The sequence below is a fragment of the Sphingobacterium sp. UGAL515B_05 genome (genome assembly GCF_033097525.1).
GTDB lineage: Bacteria > Bacteroidota > Bacteroidia > Sphingobacteriales > Sphingobacteriaceae > Sphingobacterium.
The window spans coordinates 160,028-186,573 of the sequence record NZ_CP109907.1 but is presented as its reverse complement, the minus strand read 5'-3'; the positions used below and the strand labels follow the sequence as shown (position 1 = coordinate 186,573).

The window sequence follows — 26,546 nt, the reverse complement described above, 5'->3', positions numbered from 1 at the left end:
GAATGACAATGAAAATGATGAAAAAAATAATAGCAATTGTATTGCTAACAAGTATATTGGGTTGCAAAAAAGATCTTTTGGATACTTCCCCCTATTCATCGGTCTCCACCGCAACGATGTGGACAACCGACAATTTAACTGATTTAGGGATTGCGGGGATCTATAGTTCCTTTCGACTCTTAATGGGGCATAGCGGACTGATCTCACCTTATGAACTTTATCAGTTTGACCGTTTCTCCTATACTGGGCAGGCACGTTTTGATGAACCCTTATTGACCGGTACCATCACCGCCGGTGATCCCTTATTTGTGAATGTTTGGAAGATTCAATATGAAGGTATCCAACGTGCAAACGATGCCTTAAAGAATATTCCCCTAAAATCGCCTTCTACAGCGGAAAAAAAAGCGAAATATATTGCGGAAGCTAAATTTCTACGTGCTTACTTTTATTTTCGGCTCAATCAGCTCTACAAAGGGGTTCCCATCTACCTTGAGCCGTTTACTGCAGCCGAGGCCATCAAAGGACGTAGTTCGGAAGATGATGTCTGGAATCAAATCCTGGCAGACTTGAACGATTGTATCGCAGAAACTAATTTTCCGGATCGTTATCCTGCAGGGAATGCGAATTATGGACATGCAACAAAGGCGGCAGCTTATGCCTTACGGGGTAAAGTTTATCTCTATCGAAAAGATTGGGCAAAGGCTTCGGCAGATTTTCAAAAAGTAAAAGATGCTGGCCACACACTTTTTGGAGATTATAAAGCTTTGTTTAAAGAAGCTAATGAACAGTGTCCTGAGATGATTTTTTCTATTCAGCATCGGAGTGAGTCAGGCTATGGAAATAATATGCAATTGTTTTGTGGTTGGCCCTCGGTTTATTCGCGTGGCTGGAATTATTACATGCCTTCGCCACATTTGGTCGATCTCTATGAAAATAACGATGGTTCTAAGTTTGAATGGGATAAAATTATTCCCGGATACAGCAGTCTAACCGAAAATGAAAGGGAGGTGTTTTTTCTGCGCAACAATCTCACGGAGGCCGAGAAAACTGCAGCAGCGTTGAGAGGTGCAAAGATGAGTCTTTATCTACCGCAAGGCAATGAGGAGCGTATAAAAAAGGCCTATGAAAATCGTGATCCCCGTTTGCAGGCCAATGTCGTGACGCCTTATTCGACTTTTAGGGGTGCCTATAATTTTACGAATGTTGAAAGTCTTCAATTTATGCGCTGGCCATTTCGCGGGCAGGCACAGGTAGACGGCGATATTCAGAGTGATACACAGATCAATTTCTTCTATTTCTATCGAAAATTTGTCGCTGAAGGAGTCAATGAGATTGTGGATCGCAATTATGGTCCTATCGATTTTCCGATTTTCCGCTATGCTGATATTTTATTGATGTGGGCCGAGGCCTTGAATGAAGAAGGTAAATTAAATGAAGCTATAACAAAAGTTAACGAAGTTCGTCAGCGTGCGGGAGTAGCACTTTTAAATTCCAATGCTGCAACTGCCGTTGGCGGGAAGGAGGACTTACGCCTACGTATTCGTAATGAACGTCGGGTTGAGTTCCCGAATGAAGGGATCAATTACTTTGACGAACTGCGTTGGGGAACCTGGAAAGAGAAAGTATTTCAAGCGGGCAATGGACGTAAGCAGGTTTGGGGGACAAATGTTGGGAATTATAGCTATAAGGGTGACTTCCTGAACGTATGGCCTATTCCGACCTCAGAAATACAGATGAACGTGAACCTGGTGCAGAACCCGGGGTGGATCGATTAGTTTTATGGATATAAAATAAACCTAAACATGATTTTTTTTAGATATAGCCTATACTTTATTTATTTTTTGAGTTTTTTTTATCCTTTTTTTCTACGTGCGGATACAAGCGATATGGTAAAAAAGGGATTTGATTTGGCCCAGCGGCAGTACGCTTTGTTGTATGACGATCATAGCGATCTGCGTAAGTATCCACGATCGGCAGATCCGAAGGGAAAAACAACTTTTACAGATATCCGGGACTGGACGGGTGGTTTTTGGCCAGGCTGCCTTTGGTATGTCTTTGAGTATACCGGCAAGGATCAATGGCGGGACGCTGCACTAAAATGGACGAATTCATTACGCCAAAATCAATATAATACGCAGCACCATGATATTGGTTTCGTGATGAACTGCAGTTATGGAAATGCCTATCGGTTAACTGGTGATACTATATTCAAATCAATTTTAATCCAGAGCGCCAAATCGCTATTGACACGTTTCAATCCGAAGGTTGGTGCAATTAAGTCTTGGGATACCTTTTCCTCTTGGGATGGTAAACATACGTATGAATTCCCTGTCATTATCGACAACATGATGAATTTGGAACTTCTTTTTTTAGCTTCCAAATTATCCGGGGATTCTGTTTATCGTAATGCCGCTATTCGACACGCCGAAACGACGCTGAAAAATCAATATCGCGCAGATTACAGTTCTTATCATGTGGTTACCTATGACCCCAATACCGGTGCTGTATTGAGCCGGGAAACGGCACAGGGTTTTTCGGACAATTCCGCTTGGGCTAGAGGGCAGGCCTGGGGATTGTATGGGTTTGTTGTGATGTACCGTGAAACGAAGGACCCTAAGTTTTTACAGGCTGCGCTAAAAATGGCTGAGTTTTATATAAAGCATCCGCGCCTGCCTCAAGATAAGGTGCCACAATGGGACTTCGATGTAAATCAAGCTGGATTTGTCCCAAACTGGAATTATCGCAAAGCAGATTTTGAGACTATTCCACGGGACGCGTCGGCAGCAGCGGTTACTGCTTCGGCATTGCTGGAACTGGTTGACTACATGGGAACTGGACAGCAACAGGAATATTTGGATGTCGCCGAAGCGATCTTGCGCTCATTGGGTTCACCGCAGTACTCCAGTGCGGTTGGAGCAAACGGTTTGTTTGTGCTGAAACATAGTGTAGGCAGTATTCCGCATCAAGGGGAGATTGACGTCCCGCTAGTGTATGCAGATTATTATTATCTAGAAGCATTGATGCGCTGGAACAAGCGAAACCATCAGCTTACACAATTGATGAACGAATGGGGGAGATGAATAGACAGAAGGCAAAGGCATTAAAAGATTTTCAGCAGCAGAAATTTGGTCTATTTATCCATTGGGGGCTGTATGCTATTCCGGCAGGGATATGGAATGGGCAAAAAATGGAAGATTTGGGTAGCCCGAGTGTTGCTGAATGGATTCAACTGGTTGCAAAAATTCCTCGGTCTACTTATGCAAAATTGGCGGATCAATTCTCCCCGCAATCTTTTGATGCCGATAAAATTGTTAAAATGGCCAAGGACGCAGGGATGAAGTATCTTGTTGTGACGAGCAAACATCACGACGGATTTGCCCTCTATGGTTCAGCGGTTAGTTCATTCAATAGCAAGCAGGCTACGCCCTTTAAACGCGATATCATTCAGGAACTTTATGATGCTTGTCTTCGGCACAAACTCGATTTTGGTATCTATTATTCACAGAATATCGACTGGCGGGATGGTAGCGACGCGCAATATGCGGTAACAAAGGCACAGCGTGATCTTGTTCATACCAAAACCGATGCTTTTGGTGCCAATCTCTGGGATCCCAGCGAAAATTCTTTCGCTTCGTATCTCAACGAAAAAGCAATTCCTCAGGTAAAGGAAATTTTGACGCGGTTTAAACAGTTGAAATATATCTGGTTTGATATGCCGGGATTGATGACTGCAGAACAGAGCTTTCGATTCTATAAAACTGTGTATGATTGTAATCCACGTGTTATTGTCTCCGAGCGAATTGGCAATGGTATGGGCGATTATGCCATTCCTGGAGATAATCGGATTCCTGACTCTTCTGAGCGTTTTACCAGACCTTGGGAAGCCATTGGAACATTCAACCATTCCTGGGGCTATAAATCTTATGACCACGATTGGAAAAATGTGGATGAATTAAGGTATTGGCTCCTTGAAATTGTCAGTAAAGGAGGAAATTATATGCTTAATATTGGTCCAGATGCACAAGGAAATGTAGCCACACCGGTAAAGAAAAATCTTGCTATCTTAGGGAAATGGTTGCGGCTCAATGCCGAAGCGGTTTATGGGACATCGCCCTGGACCATCGCGCATGAGGGACCAACAACAGTACGGATAACAGATACCGAGCAACGGGAAAGGGAAGGATTTAAAGTATCATTGACAGCCTTGGATTTTTGGTTTACTCAGAAGAATGATTTTGTATATGCGATGGCTCTTGTAGTACCCAAAGATGGAATCGTCAAGGTACAGTCCTTGAACCAGAATAAGGCTAAAGTGAAATCAGTGGAAATTCTAGGGTTTGGTCAAATCGATTTCCAGCAGGATAACCATGGATTGCAATTGAAATTACCCAAGAAGATACAAAACAGCAGCTTGGGCTATGCGCTAAAAATAAAACTAGGCTAATCCAGCTATTAGCTTTATCAATTATAACGATGTTGAATCTATTATTAAAAACAAAAAAAACACGCTTTTTGCCAATTTTCCTCTGCTTTAGTATATGGTATGGACAAGCTATTGGGCAGAAAAAAACGAATAGTTTTGGCTGGGGGGATGCACAGAAAGTACTTTTTTTAGGCAATAGTATTACTTACGCGGGGCAATATGTCGCTATGACAGAAAGCCTATTCCTGAGCAGTCACCCGAAAGGGAAACCTCAGTTTATTAATTCGGGCTTACCAAGTGAGACCGTTTCTGGACTCAGTGAACCGAATCATGCCGATGGAAAATTTCCACGCCCCTGTCTATTTGATCGACTGGACAATGTGCTCGATAAAATAAAACCTGAGGTTGTTTTTGTTTGTTACGGTATGAATGACGGCATTTATCTCCCTTTTGATGCTATCCGTTTTGAAGCCTATAAAAATGGAATTATCCGTTTGCACAAACGTTTGGTCGATCGGGGCGTCAAGCGCATCCTATGGATGACACCCCCGGTACATGATGATCCGCAGCTTCGGCTCAATGGCTACAATAAAGTATTGGATCGCTATGCCGAATGGCTTATGGGCTATGCCAAAATGCATTCCTGGGAAATCATAGACCTCCATTTTCCCATGCGTCGTTACTTGGAAGCTAATATCGAGAAAGACGCTCAGTTTAAATTGGCCGCCGATGGGGTGCACCCCGGAGAGTTGGGGCATTGGCTAATGGCTAAGGAAATAGTACAGCACCTGATGCCTGATTTCCCGATTGAAAGCACATGGGATGACAATTTGCACAATCAACCAAAACTTCGCCAGTTATATACGCTTGTTTTGAAAAGGCAGACGATGATGAAAGACGCATGGCTGACCTATACAGGTCATAAACGACCAGGGCTATCCAAGGGAATTCCAATAGAAGATGCTAGCAAAGCATATGCTGTTATTCAGGATGAAATTAAAGCGTTGGGTTTCTGATCGGCGATAGCTTGCAATCCGAATAAATGAACTTTTATGTATAAATCTATATCATGATGAAAATCAATTTTTTTAAATGGAAGTGTGCAGCAGCTGTGGGAATGTTGCTGTGTATGACCGATGTTGCTATTTCACAGACCAAATCGCCACCGTATGAAGGTGTTGCAGGTTGGCAGGAGACGCAAGATAAACGTATGGAATGGTTTAAAGAGGCCCGTTTTGGGTTATTTATCCATTGGGGATTGTACAGTGCTGCAGGTGGTTCATTTGAAGGGAAACAATATCCACAACATTATGCCGAATGGATACAAACCTGGGGGAAAATTCCCAGTAAGCAGTATGCCGAAGTACTGAAACCAAAATTTACTTTAGGTTCTTTTGACCCAAAGTCCTGGGCACGCCTTGCGAAAAAAACGGGAATGAAGTATATGGTACTGACCTCCCGACACCACGAAGGCTTTAGCCTGTTCAATAGCCAGCAACCTTATGCCTTGAAAAATGATGTTACGGGTACGGCAAATTTATCGCCGAAAGGAAGAGATCTTTACCGCGAAATTATGGATGCTTTCCGTCAGGAGGGAATAAAAGTAGGAGCTTATTATTCGCTCCTGGATTGGCAGCATCCCGATTCTTATGAAGCTTTTCAGCTGAACCCGAATGTGAATAAGCATCAGCCAGATCATGAACGTTACAAAGCCTATCTCTATGGGCAGATCAAGGAACTTGCACAAAACTATGGGCGGCTGGACATGCTGTGGCCCGATTTCAGCAGCAAACAGCATGAGGGCGAAGCCTGGGGGACAAAGCATATTTTGACAGACCTGATCAAATGGCAGCCCAATATTATTATCAATAATCGATTTTGGAACGGTCTCGAAAATAAGAATGGTGATATCGGAACTCCCGAAAAATATATTCCACCAACAGGTTTGCCGGGTATGTACTGGGAGGTGAGCCATACCATGAATGAAAGTTATGGTTATAGCGCCCATGATCAAAATTGGAAAAGTTTTCCCAAGATCATGCAATTATTTGTGGAAACGGTGAGTAAAGGAGGGAATTTCCTGTTAAATGTCGGACCTGATGGTGACGGTGCCATTCCTGAACCTGCGGTGCGGATTATGGAGCAAATCGGGGAATGGATGAAGGTCAATGGCGAATCTATTTACGGTACCACCGCGAGTCCTTTCCAAGCCTTGGATTGGGGGTATTGTACCCAAAAAAATGGAAAGCTATATCTGCATGTTTTTGATCGCCCGGCCGATGGAAAAATAAATCTGCCCATCAAAAATAAAGTGACGGCTGTCTACGCCCTAGCTTCACCTAACATGAAGTTAAAATCTACTTTAGAAAACGGAAAACCAGCAATTCCTGTCGATATCTTCGATAGTAAGAAAGGACCGAAGGTTATTGTTGTCGAAATCCAGGGAAAACCAATTGTTGAGGAAAGCCTGACCCAGACACAGGCAGATGGACGTATCGTGATGAACGCAAATAATGCAAAATTACAGGAAGGAAAGGGATTAAAAATTATTGGTGCACATACCCATGATCCAAACCGCCCGAACGCCATTGGTCAATGGAAAGACCTTGCGGATAAAGTTTTTTGGGATATCAAAATTCAAAAACCAGGGAAGTATCGTGTGCTCGTCAATTATCTGGCGAATAGCAATCAGCACGGTAAAATTGTGCTCTCGATGCTCGGACAGCAGCTCCCATGGACGTTTGTCACTGAAAAAGAAGCTAAATTTAAGGAAGTGGTCATGGGAACCATTGAGGTATCCCAGCAAGTAATTGGTGAGCCCAGTACGAAGGTGATTTTGCAGGCTACAGCCATCGAAGGCGATACTTTGCCAGAGATTGCTTCGATTACTTTGGTTCCTATACAAGAATAAACTATCTTTAAGAAAACCTGAACAAATCATCCAAACATAAACCATTTTGCCGTCAAGGACTGAAGAAGTACTATAGGGACGTGCAGAAGAATAAACTATCCATAAAGAATGAAAAGAAGAGAATTTATAGCCAAGGGAATTGTATCCTCTTTGGCTTTTACAATTGTCCCGCGCGTTGTGTTGGGAGGCAATGGATTTCTTGCGCCAAGTGATCGAATCAATCTTGGGTTTATTGGTGTCGGAAAACAATCCTATACCTTGATGAATGGCCTCAATCGCTGCAAGGAAATCGCAAGTCTGGCTGCCTGCGATGTAGACCGAAAAAAATTAGCTGCATTTATTGCAGCGACAACGAAAAAACAGACGGAATTGTCAAAAGCACAGACCGAGATCAAGGCCTATCATCATTATCGGGAACTATTGGATCGGAAAGATATTGATGCTGTTGTCATTGCTACACCCGATCATTGGCATGCGCAGATTGCAGTTGATGCGGCTAAAGCTGGCAAAGATATTTATTGTGAGAAACCCCTTGCATTGACCATTGCCGAAGGTCGTGCCATGGTCGATGCAACCCGAAAATATAAACGTGTATTTCAGACGGGCAGCATGCAGCGTTCTTCCTATAATTTTAGACAGGCAGCAGAACTGGTTCTCAATGGCTATATCGGCAAAATAAAGGAAATCAATGTTTCTGTGGGCGAACCGGTCAAACAATGTGACCTTCCCTCCATGCCAGCCCCCGATTATCTCGATTGGGATATGTGGGTAGGACCTTCATCATATCGGGGTTATAATCCGATATTAAGCCCACCTTTGGAAGACGATAAATGGGCCTGGTGGCGCGGTTACCGTGATTTTGGTGGCGGTTACATCACCGATTGGGGAGCACATATGTTTGACATCGTACAATGGGCCTTGGGCATGGATGAATCGGGCCCTGTTCAGTTTAATCCACCCAAGGAGGCCAACAGCAATAGCGGGCTCTCGTTTAGCTATGCCAATGGCGTTCGTGTAAACCATGTGCAGTGGGGAGTACATAATGCGATCCAATTTATTGGTGAAAAAGGTAAGATTGAAGTAAGCCGCGAATTTATCCGTTCGAACCCGGAAAATTTGGCAAATCTTAAGCTGACATCTTCTGATCGTCGTTTGTATTATAGTGATAATCACTATCAGGACTGGGTTGATGCGATCAAAAAAAGAAGTAAGCCTATCTGTGATGTTGAAATAGGTCACCGGACGAGCTCGGTGTGCAATGCCATCAATATTGCGTATGAACTTCAAAAGGATTTAAAATGGAATCCACAAAAAGAACAGTTCGACAATGACTATGCTAATCTCATGCGCAGTCGCCCTTATCGCGGGGAATGGGATTTTAGAAAGTTCTAGCCTTTAAGACAAGTTTTCGATACAGACCTGACAAGATTTTTTTGTCAGGTCTGTATGTTTATTGATCAATCTATCTACAACAATTTAATCCCGAATGACCCTGTTTTGGGCAGTAAAAGGGTGTGGAAATCGAATTGCCTACTTGACAAGTCTGAACTCCTATTTTCTTTTAGTCACCTTCGCTATTTACTCGTTTTATAAACGGACGTTACTCGGAGTTTAGTCGGTATTTATTCGCTCACAACCGAAGAAGCACCGAAGAAGTACCGAACAAGCACCGAAGAAGCACCGAACAAAGTCCGAAAGAAATGTTAAATAATGCCAATTTTGAAGAGGTCAAAATTGGCATTCGAAGTTGTTATATCAACCAAAATTATCAAGAATGTCACTTGCTTCCAGCTATGAGTGAATTTAAAGGTTCCTATTTATTTTTCCTCTATTATCGCTCCCAGAAGCCTTCGCTAAAAAATAGAGCTTATCAACCGGATCAAACAGGCCAAGGCCGAAAAGTCCGAGGAACTTTTTCAGTTATTGCAGAAAGCATTTAGAGGTGAGTTGTTAAGTTAGCCTCCATTTATTTTTATCCAATATTAGAATAAAAGTTTACAAATAATGTAAACTTTTTTGGCTATATTCGTGTTATGAATATTATTGAAGTCGCTACGAATCAATCCTATTTAATCGAAGTTGCTCCCATTGTGACAAGTGATTTCAAAAACTTACCAGCAGGTAGGTATTTCTTCAATTGAGATGAAGAAGCTGCCGTTGAAATATTCAAATTGACAATTAAAGGGAAAGACGATATATTGGGCTTGATTTCATTTGAAAGAATTCCAAAGGAGATGCGGATCCATGTGAGGTTATTAACCGCATCAATAGAAAATGTAGGGGCAGCTAAAATATACGATAGGATTATTGGGAATTTGTTGACATACGTAGCCAAACTTGCCGTACGCGATTTTGGCGAATGGGCATGTATTTCATTACGACCCAAAACCCAGATCGCACAGCATTATATCGACAAATATAAAATGAATATTACCGGAATGACACTTAGTTTGGAGATTCCGGAGATTTTTGAGTTAATTGAATTTTATGACCATGATAACTAAAAAAACAAAGCTCTTGGATACGGTCGAATATGGCGTAGACGCGAGGTATAATTCGCAGGAGGAAAAACAAAAGGATGCTCAACTGTTAATGCAGGCGAGAAGGGATAGGATAGCTAGAACATCCGAGCAGGATATAATGCGCGCAAAATTAATGCAGCTAAAATTGCAGATTGATGAGTACTTGAACTCCGGTGAAAGTGATATAGAACATCAGTTTACGTCATTTTTAAATATCTATATTAATACCATATACGAAAAACAACAACAGTTTGCACAAGATTTGGATATTTCACCTGTGTCGTTAAGTCAGATATTAAACAAACATCGCGAACCGAAAGAGGAGTTTTTTAAGAAGTTGATGATTCATTCCGAACGTGTTTTTAAGGCGATTAAAGGTTTTCATAAACAGAGTTGGTATCAGATCTATTATCGTGACAAGATCAACGAAACAATGGCACATCAAGATGAGTGGCGAGAAGAACTTGAAAAGAAAATAAAGTTTCCGGCATTTTCTTAAAAAAAGAAAATTTGCTATTCTGGACAGATAATTGCTTTATTTGTATCCAGCAATTATTACATTCGAACAGCAAAGGGAATCTTGATATGTCGCAATTAACAATAATAGATCTGGCCAAAAAACTCGGCTTATCAAAATCGACCGTTTCCCGTGCATTTCGGGATAACGTGGACATTAATCCAGCGACAAAAGCTCGGATTTTGGCTATGGCCGAAGAAATCGGTTTTTCGCCGAATGTTTATGCAAGTAGTCTAAAGGCAAATAAAAGTCTGACCATTGCGATTATTATTCCCGAATTTGGCAATAAATTTTTCTCGCAGGCCATCAAAGGAATAGAGGCTGTGGCGCGCTCCAAGGGTTATCATACCTTGATTTATGTGACGGATCATCAGGTGCAAAATGAAGCCTCAATCGTACGTTCACTGGCCAATGGGCGGGTGGATGGCGTTATTATTTCGGCTTCGGGTGAGGGGAAAGACCATTCGCATTTGCAACTTTTGGCGGAACGGGGAATACCGGTCATGTTTTTTGACCGTGCTTATGACGATTGGAAGGGGGGGTACATTACGGGTAATGACTTTGATTCGGCTTACCTGGCAACCAAACACCTGATCGATAATGCCTGTAAACGGATCGCTTATCTTGCAATCAATCCGAATGTCTCCATCGGTAAGGTGCGTAAAGATGGCTACGAAAAGGCGCTGCAGGAAGTGGGGATTCCGATCAGACCAGCGCTTATTTTGGATACGGTGAATGATGCTGATCAGAATATGAAAGATATTGCCGACTTGATCGAGCAGGAGAAACCCGATGCCATATTTGCTTCGGTAGAGCGTCTTGCTATTTCGAGTATACGGGTTGCCAAGCAGCTTGCAATTCGGATTCCTGAAGATCTTAAAATCATTTGTTTTTCTTGTTTGGATATCGCCGATCTGATTGACCCGGCACTGAGCGTAGTGAAACAACCAGCCTATGAAATGGGCCAATTAGTAACAAAATACCTATTGGATAAGATGGAAGACCCTGAAAATAGTAAGTTTGCTAATTCGGTTTACCTTGATTCCCAGCTTATTTTTCAAAAATCTAGCCTGAAATAAGAAAAAAAATATTTGTTTTTTGTAATCCCATTATTTAGCTTTGAATACTTTCGGGAACATTCCCGAAAGTATTTAAATAATCAATTTGTATAAAATATTGGATAGGGAAATCCAGCAAATCGCCACAAGCGATTTCTTTTTACCTTGATTTCGGGAACGTTCCCAATTTCAGATTCCAAGTAAAGCTAATTATCGATGGGGAAGCATATCTCTCGTTTAATAGGGTGTCTCTGGGTGATTGTCCTATTATCATCATGTGCAAATAAGAAAGATATCGTGGATGTCGAGCAAGCTCCCGTTGTTGAACAGCAGGGATCTGGTTTGCTCAATCTTTCCGCCCCATTTATCTATTGGGATCAGGAAATCACCTTGCAATTTGATCTTTCGAAAGGAAACGCGGCTTTAAAAGGTAGCACTACCGATCTGTACCTACACGCAGGATTGATTCCTGTGAGTGGGGGTAGCTGGCAACATGTCGCGACAGATTGGTCTAAGAATGACAATGCCTATAAACTTAAATTTGTTTCTGCTGGTTTATATTCATTCACATTTACCCCCTCCAAATTTTTTAACCTGACAAATGGTGGAGAATTTGGTCAGATGGCACTTTTAGTGCGCAATAGTAATGGGTCACTGGTCCAACGAAACAAAAATAATTCAGATCTATTTCTTCCTCTTGTAACGAGCAATACGCAAGCCATTCGTTTTGTTTCACCTACGCTGCAACCCACAGATCCCATTACCCTGGAGCAGATGTACACTGTTGGAGATAATCTGAAGTTAAAAGTACAGGCAACGCAGTCCGGAAAAATCAGTATCTGGGATAATGGCTTATTGCTTGCTGAATCTTCTGCGGTACTGTCATTAGAAAAATCGCTCAGTCTACAAAGTAATGGCCTACACGAGCTTGAAGCACGTCTTGAAGCTGGGGGTAAAATATATTCCAGTAAAGCCCAGTTATTTGTGGAGTCAAAACCTGCCATCGCTGCACTCCCGATCGGCATCAATCCAAATGGAACAACGATAAACAGGGAAAAAGGGGAGGTCAGTTTTGCGCTCACGGCGCCATTAAAAACGAGTGTGTATCTCTTGGGCGATTTTAACAACTATAAAGCATTACCAGCCTATGCGATGAGCCAAACACCGGATGGAAAAACCTGGTGGGTTACCGTATCAAATCTGGATTTCTCTAAAAAACATACTTATCAGTTTTTGGTGGACGGTCAACTGAATATCGCTGATCCCTATGCTGAGCTGATTCTTGATCCGCAAAACGATGCCGTACTCGGACTGACCGCGGCGGCTGTACCCGCTTATCCCGCGGCGGCGCACGGAATAGTTGGGGTGTTGGATCTCCCTGCGAAGTCTTATTCATGGAAAACCACGCTATTTAATAAGCCAGCTCAAGGTGATTTAGTTATTTACGAACTCTTGGTCCGTGATTTTGTCAAACAACATCAATATACCACATTGAAAGATTCTTTGCCTTATTTAAAAAGGCTGGGTGTAAATGCGGTCGAGCTAATGCCTGTTCAGGAATCGGAGGGGAATTCGACCTGGGGTTATAATCCTTCTTTCCACCGCGCGTTGGATAAATACTATGGCTTGAAAAACGACTTGAAAGCCTACGTAGACGCTTGTCACGAAAATGGTATTGCCGTGATTTTGGATGTTGTTTTTAATCATGCTTTTGGTCAGTCCCCGCTTGTACAGCTTTATTTTGAGCAGGGCAACGTTGCGAGCAATAGTCCTTGGTTCAATACGGTAGCCAAGCATCCGTTCAATGTTGGCTTTGACTTTAACCACGAAAGTAATTACACACAGACCTTTGTTAAGGATGTATTGACCTATTGGATGCAGGAGTATAAGATTGATGGGTTCCGATTTGACTTGTCTAAAGGGTTTACACAGAAAAATTCGGGTACTTCAGAAAGTGATTTAAGTGCATGGAATGCTTACGATGCGTCACGTGTGGCGATCTTGAAGCACTACCAGCAGCATATTCGCAGCATCGATCCTTCCTGTTATATTATTCTCGAACATCTTGGTGGAGATCAGGAAGAGGCCGAACTTGCACAATCCGGGATGTTGCTATGGAACAACATGAATGCGGTCTTCAATGAGGCGGCGATGGGCTGGAATGCCAACAACGGCTCGGATTTAGGCAGATTATTCCCTTCGGGCCACGGCATGTCCCAACCTTCTTTTGTGTCTTATATGGAAAGCCATGACGAACAGCGGTTGCTGTTCAAATGCCTGAATTATGGCAATTCATCAGGTAGTTATAACATCAGGAACCTCAGTACGGCATTAAAGCGTATGGAACAGGCCGCCGTGTTTTTATTGGCTTCGCCCGGACCTAAGATGATCTGGCAGTTTGGTGAATACGGCTATGATGTATCTATCGATGAAAATGGGCGCACAGGCGAAAAACCATTGTTGTGGAGTTATCTACAACAAGATGATCGCAAAAAACTCTTTGAGACTTACGCCAAACTCACGCGTTTCAAAACCAAAAATAGCATTTTCCAAAACGGGACAATTATAACCTCGGCTATGAAAGATGCCGTTAAATATTTTGTTCTCGAAAAGGAGGGACAACAAGTAGGGGTACTTGGCAATTTTGGGGTAGAAAGTGTGGACTTGGCCTTGCCAGCAGCGTTGCAGGGGCAGTGGGTCGATAATTTTACAGGAAAAGAGCTCAATTGGTCTGGCCAGTCAAAATTGAGTCTCCTCCCTGGGCAGTACCAATTGATAAGCAAAACAAAACTAAATAAATAAACAGTTATTTTATGAACAAACAGCTATCACGTCCATTTTGGGCTCTGAGCATGCTACTCGGTGTAAGTGCTTCGGCATTTGCGCAACAGGCAACGCTAAAAGGGCGAGTAATGGACCAGAAGGGGAGTTCCTTGGTCGGTGCTACACTGCGCTTCGAGGATATTCAAAAATCACTGTCTACCAATGCGAATGGGGATTTTAGCTTGGATAGACTACAAACAGGAAAATTACGTCTGAAAGTAAGTATGGTCGGATACGCGACCTTGGATACCTTGATCCAGGTCAACGATGGACAGCATCCGTTAAACCTTTACCTTAAATCCAATAGCAGTACACTGGAAGAGGTTGTTGTGATTGGTTATGGTACACAAAAGAAAAGTGAACTGACGGGTTCAATCAGCACAGTATCTGCAAAAGATTTTCAAAAAGGACAGATCTCTTCGCCGGAGCAACTCATTATGGGGAAAGTTCCGGGCGTACAGATTACAACAAGTGGGGGGCAGCCGGGCGCAGGAAGCACAATCCGCATCCGTACCGGAGCTTCATTGAACGCCAGCAATGATCCGTTAATTGTCGTCGATGGAATTCCATTGGCTGGTGGTGGTATGCCGGGCGTAGCCAACCCATTAAGTATGATCAATCCGAATGACATCGAGACGTTTACAATTTTAAAAGATGCCAATGCAACAGCTATCTATGGTTCGCGAGCGTCGAACGGGGTGATTATGATTACGACCAAAAAAGGTAGCCGCTCCGGTACGCAGGTGAATTTTAGTACACAGAATTCATTGGCGACAGTCGCCAAAAAAGTCGATCTATTGTCTGCAGATCAGATTCGTGATTATGTCAATGCAAATGGAACCGACGCAATGAAGAAGCTATTGGGAACAGCGAATACCGATTGGCAGGATGTGATTTATGGCAATGCATTTACAACAGATGATAATATCAATATTGCATCAAAAGTTGCCGAGATGCCTTATCGTGTATCGGTTGGATATATGAATCAGGATGGGGTATTGAAAAATGACAACATGAGAAGGACAGCAACGTCGCTGGCTTTGACACCCAATTTTTTTGACAAACATTTGAAGGTAGAGGTAAATGCGCGCGCAACCTGGTCGAAATCCAAATTTGCAACACAGGATGCAATTGGTTCTGCTATTCAGTTTGATCCGACTCAACCGGTTTATGTTGATGATAAAAATAGCTTCGGAGGATATTACGAATGGATACAGGGGGGGAAACCGAATCCAAATTCACCCAGAAATCCACTGGCTTTGCTGGAATTGCGCAAAGATATAGGCGATGTCTTTCGGAGTACGGGAAATGCAAAGTTAGACTACAGCATGCATTTCTTACCCGAGCTCCATGCTAATCTGAATGTAAGTTATGACTTAGCGCGCGCTAAGGGAAATACCCTGACACCTGCTATTGCAGCGCGTAATTTTAATGAAGGTGGTGAGCGTACACAGTATAAAACAGATATTAACAATAAAGTGTTGGAATTCTATCTGAAATACGATAAGGAATTGCCTACCATAAAAAGTAATATCGATGCGACTTTGGGCTATGGCTATTATAAGAATAGTACGAAGTCCTACAATTTTGCTCGCACCAATGAAGCCGGTGATATTTTAACCTCGGTGAACCTCCCTTTTGATAGGCCTGAAAATCTGCTGATTTCCTATTATGGGCGGATGATCTACACCTACGATAATCGTTATGTACTATCTGGAACGTTAAGGGCCGATGGTTCCTCCCGATTTAGCCCCGATAATCGTTGGGGATATTTTCCATCGGTAGGTTTTACCTGGCGTGCGAAAAACGAGGGATTTTTGAAGGATCACAGCGTAATTTCAGATCTGAAACTTCGATTGAGCTATGGAAAAACTGGACAACAGGATGGAATAGCCAATTATTCCTATATGCCTAATTATACGATTAGTGGGGATCAGTCCATGTACCGTTTCGGCAATGAATATTTTTATTTGTATTCACCAGTGGTGTACGATGGTGATATCCGTTGGGAAAGTACGACAACCTATAATGCAGGAATCGATTTTGGTTTTAATAATAATCGTATTTATGGTAGTGTGGATTATTATTCGAAAAAAACCAAGGATCTTTTGAGCACTATTCCAATTGCGGTGGGATCCAACTTTAGTAATTTTCTACTGACTAACGTCGGTAACATGGAAAATCAAGGTCTTGAATTTAATCTCCATGTGTTGCCTATTAAAACAGAAAATTCAACCTTGGACCTTGGTATTAACCTCACCTACAACAGAAGTAAAGTAACCAATTTGACGCTATCGGACGATCCTAACTTTATGATCGAAACAGGTGGTATCCGTGGTGGTACAGGCAATAATATTCAGGCTCATATGGTTGGGTATACACCTTATAGTTTTCGGGTTTATCAACAGGTTTACGATGACGCAGGAAAACCAGTAGAGGGGCTATATGTGGATCGTAATGGTGATGGTGTCATTAGTGATAGCGATCGCTATATGTATAAATCTCCTTTGCCTAAATATCTGATCGGTTTTTCGGCAGCCTATTCGTACAAGAAGTGGTCTGCAAGTACGACCTTAAGAGCCAATTTGGATAACTATGTCTACGATAACGTTTCGTCCAACTTTGGAAGCAGTTACAATGTGATTGACCAGGCATCTTTGGTGATCAACAATGCCCCTGTAGACTTTTTGAATACCAATTTCAAAGAAAAGCAGTTATTGAGTGATTATTACATCAAAAATGCATCTTTTTTAAAGATGGACAACGTTAATGTTGCTTACCAGGTTGGTCATTTTATCCGTAACAGCAAAGCAATGCTTTCCATTTCAGCGACTGTTCAAAATGTATTTACAATCTCAAAGTACAAAGGTGTGGATCCTGAAATATCGAATGGTATTGATGATCGTTTTTACCCTAGGCCACGTACCTATGTACTCGGAGTGAATGTCAATTTTTAAACTGAAAGAATTTGATTTAAAGCATAAACAACATGAAAAAACTAAATAAATATATAACGGTCTGTTTAATGGCGCTATCGCTTTCGAGTTGTCATAAAGATTTAGATCTTAAACCGACCAATGATGTTACCGCGGACGTGGCCTATAAAGATTTCAATGGCTATACGATGGCTTTTGCACGATTGTACGGCTCTTTGGCTCTAACCAGTACTTCGGGACCAAACAATACTGATCTCGGAGGTCTGGATGCAGGTACGTCAGATTTCTTACGTCTGTTTTGGAATGCACAGGAGCTGACAACAGACGAGGCTGCTTGTGCTTGGCTCAATGATGGCGGGGTGAGTGGTTTGGATTACCTGAAATTTGATGATAGCAACCCCATGCTTCGTGGTTTATACACGCGCTGTATCTATAGTGCAACACTTGTCAATGAATTTTTGAGGGAAAGCACCGATGCAAAACTGAGCAGCCGGGGGATCTCGGATGCGGATAAAACCGAAATTGCTTACTATCGTGCTGAAGCGAGGTTTTTGCGTGCCTATAATTATTGGGTACTGCTTGATTTATTTGGAAACCCACCTTTTGTGACGGAAGAAACTGCCGTTGGGAAAGTTCCACCTCCACAAATAAAGAGAGCTGAACTTTTTGCATATGTAGAAAAGGAACTTTTGGAGGTCGTTAATCAACTGAAAGGTGCCAAGCAGAATGTTTATGGACGTATCGACCAGGTCGCAGCATGGGGATTATTGGCAAGATTGTATCTTAATGCTGAGGTGTATCTGGGAGCAGGCAATAAGAAATATGCCGAAGCCATTACTTATGCGGAAAAGGCGCTGAACTCGAGTTATAGTTTGGGTACAAGCTACCGTCAATTATTTTATGCAGATAATGATGTCAACAATCCTGAGTTTATTTTTTACCTACCTTATGATGGTACCAAAACACAAAGTAAAGGTGGAACGACTTACCTGATCAATGCTGCTATCGATGCAACAATGAATCCGACTTCTTTTGGTGTACCCGGTGGTGGATGGGCAGGTAACCGCGTACGCGATAATATTGCGACGATCTTTGGTGATTACTCCGGTACAACGGATAAGCGAGCTATGTTTCATCTGAATACTAGTGTAAAGATTGAAGATATTGCTGTTTATAAACAGGGATTGGCCGTGACCAAATTCCGCAATGTCAATAAGGATGGGTCGGCTCCAACAGCCGCAGAAGGCTTTGTAGCTTCGGTAGACTTTCCATTAATCCGTCTGGCAGAGATGAATTTGATTTATGCCGAAGCGACACTACGTGGAGGAGCAGGGGGGACGATGGCCAAGGCACTTGATTACGTAAATAAATTACGTGTCCGTGCCTATGGCAACAATAGTGGGAACTTAACGAATCTTTCTTTGGATGATATTCTCAATGAGCGTGTGAAAGAATTGTACTGGGAAGGATTTAGAAGGTCCGATTTAATCCGGTACGGCAAATTTACAGGTGATAATTACTTATGGCCTTTTAAAGGTGGTGTATTGGCTGGACAGGCAGTGGAAAGCTATCGAGTGTTATTTCCTATTCCCGCAGCAGATTTGATTGCTAACCCAAATCTTGTTCAAAACCCAGGTTATAATTAATTGAGTATCCTATTGGAGTTGTTTGGCTTGATGGAATTACATGGGGTGCAATTGATAGGCCAACAGACTCTGAAATATAAATTAAACAGATGAAAATTAGACACTATATCGGAATCATGCTGCTATTTATAGTGGCGTTCCAAAGTTGTAAAAAGGATGAGACACGCGCTATATTGGCTAGCGGGGAGGGTATAAAGCCAGCGACTTTAAGCCTCGATAAAACGAATGTAACCTTGTCAAAAGATAACGCAAAGGATACGGTATTGCATCTCAATATGCTGCTGCCTGACTTTGGTTTTCAAGCTGCGGTAACCAATGTACTCCAGTTTGGCCTTAAAGGAGACAATTTTAAAACAATAAAAGAAGTAGTGATCCCAAGCGGCCGGACAAGCTTGGGATTTACAGGCAACGAACTGAATGGTTACCTGCTTTCTCTTGGTGTACCGACAGGGACGGCGTCTGATTTCGATGTTAGACTTAAGTCGAGTATCAACACTAAAATAGCAGCTGTATTTTCGGCTCTGGCAAGTCTTAAGGCAACTCCATACGCTTCGACCAGCTATTTGTATGTTCCTGGGGCTTATCAGGGATGGGATCCGGCCACGGCTGAATCAATAGTCTCACCAACAAGCAATGGCATCTACACGGGCATTATTTCCTTTCCGGAAGCGAATTCGGAATTTAAGATTACGACAGAGCGCAATTGGGCGAATTCCTATGGACAAACTGCAGATGGTAAACTCGCTTTTAATGGCGGTGGAAATATAAAAGCGCCACGTGCAGGAAATCTGGAAATAGAAGTCAATACGACCGCAAATACCATTTCATTTAAAGATCACAATTGGGGCATTATTGGTAGTGCCACACCGAAAGGCTGGGACGCCGATACGGATATGAAATTCGACAATGCCAATCAGGTATGGAAGCTCACAGTGAGCTTGACTGCAGGCGAAATCAAATTCCGTAAAAACCACGATTGGGGAACAAATTTCGGCGGAGCTAACGGCAGTCTGATTGCCGGCGGGGCCAATATCGCCGTTGCCAATGCCGGTACGTATGATATCGTCGTGGATTTCAATGCAAATACCTATACGTTGACGAAGAAATAAAAAACGATGTTTAAGCGAAATAAAAAGATTACCACAGTATTCGTGGCACTAACGGTGCTTGGATGGAGCCCCTTAATGGGGCAATCCATCCAACGCGTAGAACCTTTAAACTGGTGGGTAGGGATGGAAAACCCGACCTTGCAGCTTGTTGTCTATGGACCTCAGATAGGGAAAAGCGAGGTAAAGGTGGAGGATAAAGGGATAGAACTTATCAAGGTCAATCGCGTGGAAAATCCCAACTACCTGTTTTTGGATGTCAAGGTGGCTGCTTCGGCCAAACCAGGATGGTCAACTTTTACCTTTAGTCAGGGAAAGAAAAAATTAACCTATCGTTATGAGTTGAAGCAGAGAGATCAAAAAATAAAAGCACAGGGTGTGAACAGTGCTGATTTGATCTACCTGATTATGCCCGATCGTTTTGCCAATGGAAACAAAGGAAATGACCAGGTGAAAGGCATGTTGGATATGAGTTTAAACCGAGACTCGATGTATCTGCGTCATGGCGGTGATCTGGAAGGTATTATCGGAAAGCTGGATTATCTACAAGATCTTGGGGTGACATCATTGTGGTTGACTCCTGTGTTGACCAATGACATGCCGCAGGCTTCATATCATGGTTATGCCAACACCGAAACCTATCATATTGATCCCCGTTTTGGTAGCAACGATACCTATGTCCAATTGGGTGAACAGCTGCATAAACGTCAGATGAAATTGATTTTTGATGTGGTGCCCAATCATATCGGAAGTTATCATTGGACGGTAAAAGACAAGCCGATGGCCGACTGGCTCAATGAATGGCCTACCTATACACAGACATCTTACAAAGACCAGACAGTTTTTGATCCTTATGCCTCTGCAGACGACAAAAAGAAAATGGTCAAAGGCTGGTTTGTTCCCACAATGCCCGATATGAACGAACAAAACCCATACGTTCAAAATTATTTGACCCAAAGCCATATCTGGTGGATCGAGACCGCAGCAATAGATGGATTCCGAATTGATACCTATCCGTACAATGATCTGGATTTTATGGCCAAATGGACAGATCGCATTCTGCAGGAGTATCCAAAATTTACCTTTTTTGGTGAAACATGGGTACATGGTGTGGGGAACCAGGCCTATTTTCTGGGCGGAAAACGAGTTGGTCAGGAGGTGGATTCCAAGCTGATGGGCGTCACGGATTTTCAGCTTAATTATGCTATAGGTGATGCACTCAACCAAAAGACTGAGTGGACCGCCGGAGCGAACAAATTGTATTCAACCCTAGCCTCAGACTTTCTGTACCCACATCCCGAGCAAAATGTGCTTTTTTTGGATAACCACGATAAAGATCGTTTTTTCTCCGTTGTCGGTGAAAATGTGCAGAAATATAAATCGGCAATGGCTTGGCTTATGACAACAAGGGGCATCCCACAATTATACTATGGAGCGGAAATTCTGATGAAGAATTTCTCCAATCCAGATGGCTTGCTACGGGAAGACTTTCAAGGTGGTTTCGCGGGTGACAAACTGAATAAGTTTACCGCAGACGGAAGGACTAAGGCAGAGCAGGATATGTGGACTTTTGTTCAAACGCTAGCCAATTATCGTAAACAACATGCTGTATTACAAACTGGTAAAACGATGCAATATGTGCCCGAAGATGGCGTGTATGTGTATTTCCGCTACAATGAACAGGAGACGGTTATGGTCGTAATGAATTGCAACGACTCGGCGAAAGAGATCAAACTGGATCGTTTTAAGGAGAGAAACAGCAAGGTGAAATCCTATGTAGATATTATCCAAAAAAAGGAAACCACTCCAGCTGACAATACCTTGAAATTGGAAGCTTATGAGACTAAAGTGCTGGAACTTAAGTTTTAATATAATTTAAAATTCTATAGAATTCATTTCTCAATGATTAATTATACTACTGTAAGAGCCGTAATATTTGATTTGGACGGTGTGTTGGTGGATACGGCAATCTACCATTTTCAAGCTTGGCATAGATTGGCCGAAAACTTGGGCTATTCGTTTTCCATTGTTGACAACGAACAGCTGAAAGGTGTCAGCCGGATTGAATCGCTGGAGCTTATTTTAAAATGGGCCGGGCTGGAAAAGTCCGAAGCTGAAAAAGCGGACTTACTGGTGCTTAAAAACCAATGGTACCTGGAGTTGATCGAACAGCTGAGCCCTGACGACCTGCTTTCCGGTAGTTTGGAACTTTTAAAAAAGCTACAGGAAAAGGGAATTAAGATTGGACTTGGCTCGGCCAGCAAGAATGCAATGGGTATCCTTGTAAAAACTGGAATTATAACCTATTTCGACGCGCTGATCGATGGCAATGTTGTGCAGCTTTCTAAACCCAATCCGGAAGTTTTCCTTAAGGGCGCTGCGGTGCTGGAGATTGCGCCGGCCCACTGCCTAGTGCTGGAAGATGCTCAGGCTGGAATAGATGCAGCAAGGGCAGCCGGTATGCAGGTAATAGGTGTAGGCCTGGAGGAACATCTTCAGGGAGCGGATTTGGTCGTCGCGGATTTAGGGACCTTAGTCGATAAATTTTAAAATTTAGGAGAAATTCAATAGCGGGAAGCATGATGTAGATGGTATCGGTAAATAGGGCAATCATTTATTTGCCCTCGGTTCCCATCATGTAGTGAAAAACAATAAAAAGATGAAAACATATATCAAACATAACCCTTGGCAAATTATCGAAGATACATTTCGCCCCGAACACAATGAATTTTCGGAAAGTATCTTCGCTATTGGTAATGGTCGGATGGGGCAGAGGGCTAATTTTGAAGAAGAATTCAGCGGGAAATCCTTGCAAGGGTCGTATTTGGCCGGTATTTATTATCCGGACAAAACACGCGTAGGCTGGTGGAAAAATGGGTATCCGGAATATTTCGCCAAGGTCATCAATTCCATCGATTGGATAGGCCTGCATATTCTGGTCAATGGGCAGGTGCTCGATCTGAATAAAGTTACGGTTAAATCTTTTGAACGCCGACTGGATATGCAGCATGGCGTTTTATACCGCAGTTTTGTCGTGGAAATGCCAGATGGAGCACAGCTTAAGGTGGAAGCAAGCCGGATGTATCATCTGTTTGCTTCCGAAACAGCTTCATTGCAGTACAACATCCAGGCGCTTTCTGGTCCAATTGCTTTGGAGATTAGGTCACGGTTAAATGCTGAAGTCGTTAACCGTGATAGTAACTATGACGAGCAATTTTGGGAAAGTACAGCGCAGGGTAGGGATGGTGAAAATACCTTTGTGGTAGCGCGCACCAAGAAAACGGGTTTTGAGGTCTATGCCATGCTTAAAACGAGTGTAGCAGGTCCAACAGCGGTCGTGGAAGTGCACGATACCGTCGCAAGTCCGGGTTCTATGACGGAGATCTATCAGACGGATCTTGCCGAATCGCAAATTTGTCGTGTTGAGAAGCGTGTTGCTATTGTCACCTCGCAGAATCACCCGCCAGCTCAGTTAAAAGAGGCTGCTTCGGCTAATCTACGCCAGTTGAATGTGCTGAGTTATGAGCAGTTAAAGGCTCAACAGGCAGTAGCCTGGCAAGCGATCTGGGCAGAAAGCGATATTGAAATTAGTGGTGATGTCGCAGCACAGCAGGCAATACGCTACAATATTTTCCAGCTTAACCAGACTTATACCGGCGAAGATGAGCGCCTCAATATTGGTCCTAAAGGTTTCACAGGTGAAAAATATGGTGGTGTCACGTATTGGGATACCGAAGCATATTGTATTCCATTTTACCTCGCAACACAGTCACCAAAGATTGCCCGTAATTTGTTGATTTATCGTCATCAGCAATTGGAAAAGGCAATCGAAAATGCGGCTAAACTCGGCTTTATCAATGGAGCTGCACTTTATCCCATGGTGACGATCAATGGTGAGGAATGCCATAATGAATGGGAGATTACATTTGAGGAAATTCATCGCAATGGAGCTATTGCATTTGCGATCTATAACTATGTCCGTTATACCGGAGATCAGGATTATATCTGGTCACATGGATTGGAAGTTTTGGTTGCGATAAGCCGTTTCTGGGCACAGCGTGTCAATTGGAGTGGCGATCGCCAGCAATATGTTATGTTGGGCGTGACGGGACCAAACGAGTATGAAAACAACGTAAACAATAATTGGTATACCAATCGTATTGCTTCGTGGTGCCTTCAATATACACTTGACTGTTTAAAAAAGCTGGCGCAGCTGACCAACGGGCATGCTGACGTGCTGAAAGCGAAGCTGGCTGTAACATCAGAAGAACAACAAAAATGGCAGCACATTGTCGATAACATGTATTATCCGTTTGATGCGCAACGGAATGTGTATTTGCAGCAAGATGGCTTTTTGGACAAAGAGCTGATTCCTGTGGCAGAACTTGATCCATCTCAACGCCCTATTAACCAGCATTGGAGTTGGGATAGGATTCTGCGTTCCTGTTATATCAAACAGGCCGATGTATTGCAAGGTTTTTACTTCCTTGAGGATCAATTTGACCTGGACACCCTAGCTCGACATTATGAATTCTATGAGCCTTTTACGGTGCATGAAAGTTCGCTTTCTCCCTGCGTACATGCGATATTGGCCGCTAAATTGAACAAGCCGGAAAAAGCGTATGAATTCTATCTGCGCACCTCGCGTTTGGATCTGGACGATTACAATAACGATACCGAAGACGGTTTACATATTACATCGATGGCGGGTACCTGGATGACAATCGTGGAGGGCTTTGCCGGAATGCGGATTAAGGACGGACAATTGTATTTAGATCCGATGTTGCCCAAAGAATGGGAAGGCTATAAATTCCGGGTGTTATTTCGTGGAGCGACTTTATTGATTACAGTAGATGCCGATGGCTATACGATCGAAAATATAAGTGATACTGCAGTTCATATCCAGACGGTAACTGAAGGTTTCGTGCTCCCGGGGCAAAGCAAAAATCAGGTATTTCAGCGGAGATAAAACCCAGTTTTCAGCAGTGAAAGAACCTATCTTATGCTGCTGAAATAACGGTTAAATGGTAATTAAATTGTATTTTGTGTTAAATTTTGATAGCCTATTATGGGAAATAAACCTGAATTAAGCATTAGCCAGGTCATCAATATGAGTTTTGGATTTCTGGGGATACAAATGGGTTTTGCGCTGCAAAATGGCAACGCCTCCCGTATTCTCCAGACATTTGGTGCTGATGTGGAGCATCTTTCACTTTTTTGGCTTGCTGCTCCGATTACGGGGATGATTGTACAGCCAATTATAGGTCATTATAGCGATCGAACCTGGAATAGACTGGGGCGGCGGCGACCCTATATTTTGGTGGGTGCACTGTTGACTACCCTGACTTTATTTTTAATGCCCAATGCGGCATTATTGACCACATTATTGGCGCCACTTTGGATCGGAGCCGGCTTGTTGATGTTTATGGATGCTTCCATCAATGTGACGATGGAGCCCTTTCGGGCGTTGATCGGTGATAATCTGCCAAGCAGTCAGCGGAGTCTGGGCTTCTCGGTACAGACCTTTTTAATCGGGATTGGCGCTGTCCTTGGCTCGCTACTTCCCTTTATGTTGACGAAGTATTTTCATGTAGCAGGAACTTCTGAAGCCGGGCAGGTACCGAGCAATGTTATCTACTCCTTTTATTTGGGTGGTTTTGTCCTGCTTCTAACGGTGTTATGGTCTGTGTTCAAAACAAAAGAGTACTCGCCCACAGAACTTCAGACTTTTTCGGATGCGGTTGCTATTGAACAGGATGCGGCACCAAAGTTTGGCTTGCGTTCTATCTTTAATGATATCGGTAAGATGCCGGTTATCATGCGCAAGTTGGGTTGGGTTCAGTTTTTTTCCTGGTTTGCCCTTTTTATGATGTGGGTGTATACCACTCCTGCTATTGCTGATTCGGTTTTTTACCTGCGGGAAGGAAATCGGCAGGATCTCTACATGGAGGCTGCCAATTGGGTAGGTGTGCTTTTTGGTATTTACAACGGAGTATCGGCCTTGTATGCCTTGTTTATTCCGCGAATAGCTAAACACTTTGGGCGTGGAAAAACACATGCCCTTGGACTTTCCATTGGTGGACTTTCATTAATTTCATTATTTTTGATCAAAGATGCCAATCTACTGATTCTTCCTATGATCGGTATTGGTATCGCTTGGGGAAGCATTTTGGCAATGCCTTATGCAATTTTAAGCGATCATTTGCCTACGGGTAAAATGGGCGTTTATATGGGGCTATTTAATTTTTTCATTACCCTACCTCAGATTGTCTGTGGATTTTTTGGCGGAATGATCATCAAATATTTTTTTCATAGCCAATCCATTTACGGCTTGTTGTTGGCCGGCATATTTATGTTGCTGGCGGCATTCTTTGTTCCAAAGCGTAAGAATTAAGTGTATGCCATTATAGTAGACGTAGAGGGGGTATCTCTACGTCTACGGCTTTTTACTTCGCTAGCGTCTTTCAATAAGATTTTCGAGCTCCTTGTATTTGTCCCCGATTCTTTCTTTATCTAGGGGCGATTTCTTTCTTTATCAAGTGCCGATATTCTTTTGGCATCTCGGGAACAGTTTTTACGCCATTGGAATAATCTTCTTCCTGGT

18 protein-coding genes are annotated in these 26,546 nt (G+C 42.8%); all 18 read left to right on the top strand.

The features are described from left to right. The first annotated feature begins 8 nt into the window (after positions 1–8). Positions 9–1,775, top strand: a complete 1,767-nt coding sequence (locus tag OK025_RS00710; RefSeq protein WP_317667897.1) for a RagB/SusD family nutrient uptake outer membrane protein — start codon at positions 9–11, stop codon at positions 1,773–1,775. 27 nt (positions 1,776–1,802) lie between these two features. After that, positions 1,803–3,080: a glycoside hydrolase family 88 protein gene (locus OK025_RS00705; RefSeq protein ID WP_317667896.1), complete on the top strand. Its 1,278-nt coding sequence runs from the start codon at positions 1,803–1,805 to the stop codon at positions 3,078–3,080. After that, positions 3,077–4,444 (top strand): alpha-L-fucosidase, encoded by a 1,368-nt coding sequence (locus OK025_RS00700; protein ID WP_317667895.1) that lies wholly within the window; start codon positions 3,077–3,079, stop codon positions 4,442–4,444. Before OK025_RS00705 ends, OK025_RS00700 begins: the two co-directional genes overlap by 4 nt. 29 nt (positions 4,445–4,473) lie before the next feature. Then, the gene (locus tag OK025_RS00695; protein WP_317667894.1) at positions 4,474–5,439 is read left to right on the top strand and encodes an SGNH/GDSL hydrolase family protein; all 966 of its coding nucleotides are present in this window, start codon (positions 4,474–4,476) and stop codon (positions 5,437–5,439) included. A 53-nt stretch (positions 5,440–5,492) separates the two neighbouring features. Next, a complete protein-coding gene (locus tag OK025_RS00690) occupies positions 5,493–7,334 on the top strand; it encodes an alpha-L-fucosidase (RefSeq protein ID WP_317667893.1) in 1,842 nt (613 codons plus the stop codon). 108 nt (positions 7,335–7,442) lie between these two features. Beyond that, positions 7,443–8,726, top strand: a complete 1,284-nt coding sequence (locus OK025_RS00685) for a Gfo/Idh/MocA family oxidoreductase (protein WP_317667892.1) — start codon at positions 7,443–7,445, stop codon at positions 8,724–8,726. A 308-nt stretch (positions 8,727–9,034) separates the two neighbouring features. Beyond that, entirely contained in the window at positions 9,035–9,274 is a 240-nt protein-coding gene (locus OK025_RS00680) for a hypothetical protein (RefSeq protein WP_317667891.1), read from the top strand. Positions 9,275–9,505: 231 nt separating this feature from the next. After that, positions 9,506–9,838 carry a hypothetical protein gene (locus tag OK025_RS00675; RefSeq protein ID WP_317667890.1) on the top strand — a complete coding sequence of 111 codons (333 nt, stop codon included), beginning with the start codon at positions 9,506–9,508 and terminating at the stop codon, positions 9,836–9,838. Next, positions 9,828–10,355: a hypothetical protein gene (locus tag OK025_RS00670; protein ID WP_317667889.1), complete on the top strand. Its 528-nt coding sequence runs from the start codon at positions 9,828–9,830 to the stop codon at positions 10,353–10,355. The genes OK025_RS00675 and OK025_RS00670 overlap by 11 nt, the downstream gene beginning before the upstream one ends. 86 nt (positions 10,356–10,441) lie before the next feature. Beyond that, positions 10,442–11,452 (top strand): LacI family DNA-binding transcriptional regulator, encoded by a 1,011-nt coding sequence (locus OK025_RS00665; RefSeq protein WP_293953470.1) that lies wholly within the window; start codon positions 10,442–10,444, stop codon positions 11,450–11,452. Positions 11,453–11,647: 195 nt separating this feature from the next. Continuing rightward, complete coding sequence (locus tag OK025_RS00660; RefSeq protein WP_317667888.1) at positions 11,648–14,233, top strand: alpha-amylase family glycosyl hydrolase; 2,586 nt, start codon at positions 11,648–11,650, stop codon at positions 14,231–14,233. 11 nt (positions 14,234–14,244) lie between these two features. Then, positions 14,245–17,211, top strand: a complete 2,967-nt coding sequence (locus OK025_RS00655; RefSeq protein ID WP_317667887.1) for a SusC/RagA family TonB-linked outer membrane protein — start codon at positions 14,245–14,247, stop codon at positions 17,209–17,211. Positions 17,212–17,243: 32 nt separating this feature from the next. Then, complete coding sequence (locus OK025_RS00650) at positions 17,244–18,836, top strand: RagB/SusD family nutrient uptake outer membrane protein (protein WP_317667886.1); 1,593 nt, start codon at positions 17,244–17,246, stop codon at positions 18,834–18,836. An 89-nt stretch (positions 18,837–18,925) separates the two neighbouring features. Continuing rightward, positions 18,926–19,945, top strand: a complete 1,020-nt coding sequence (locus tag OK025_RS00645) for a SusE domain-containing protein (protein WP_317667885.1) — start codon at positions 18,926–18,928, stop codon at positions 19,943–19,945. A 6-nt stretch (positions 19,946–19,951) separates the two neighbouring features. Then, positions 19,952–21,811, top strand: a complete 1,860-nt coding sequence (locus OK025_RS00640; RefSeq protein ID WP_317667884.1) for a glycoside hydrolase family 13 protein — start codon at positions 19,952–19,954, stop codon at positions 21,809–21,811. Between the two features lie 33 nt (positions 21,812–21,844). Continuing rightward, entirely contained in the window at positions 21,845–22,492 is a 648-nt protein-coding gene (gene pgmB, locus OK025_RS00635) for a beta-phosphoglucomutase (RefSeq protein ID WP_317667883.1), read from the top strand. A gap of 109 nt (positions 22,493–22,601) precedes the next feature. Then, positions 22,602–24,911 carry a family 65 glycosyl hydrolase domain-containing protein gene (locus tag OK025_RS00630; protein ID WP_317667882.1) on the top strand — a complete coding sequence of 770 codons (2,310 nt, stop codon included), beginning with the start codon at positions 22,602–22,604 and terminating at the stop codon, positions 24,909–24,911. A gap of 99 nt (positions 24,912–25,010) precedes the next feature. Next, positions 25,011–26,336 carry an MFS transporter gene (locus tag OK025_RS00625; RefSeq protein ID WP_317667881.1) on the top strand — a complete coding sequence of 442 codons (1,326 nt, stop codon included), beginning with the start codon at positions 25,011–25,013 and terminating at the stop codon, positions 26,334–26,336. The last annotated feature ends 210 nt before the right edge of the window (positions 26,337–26,546 follow it).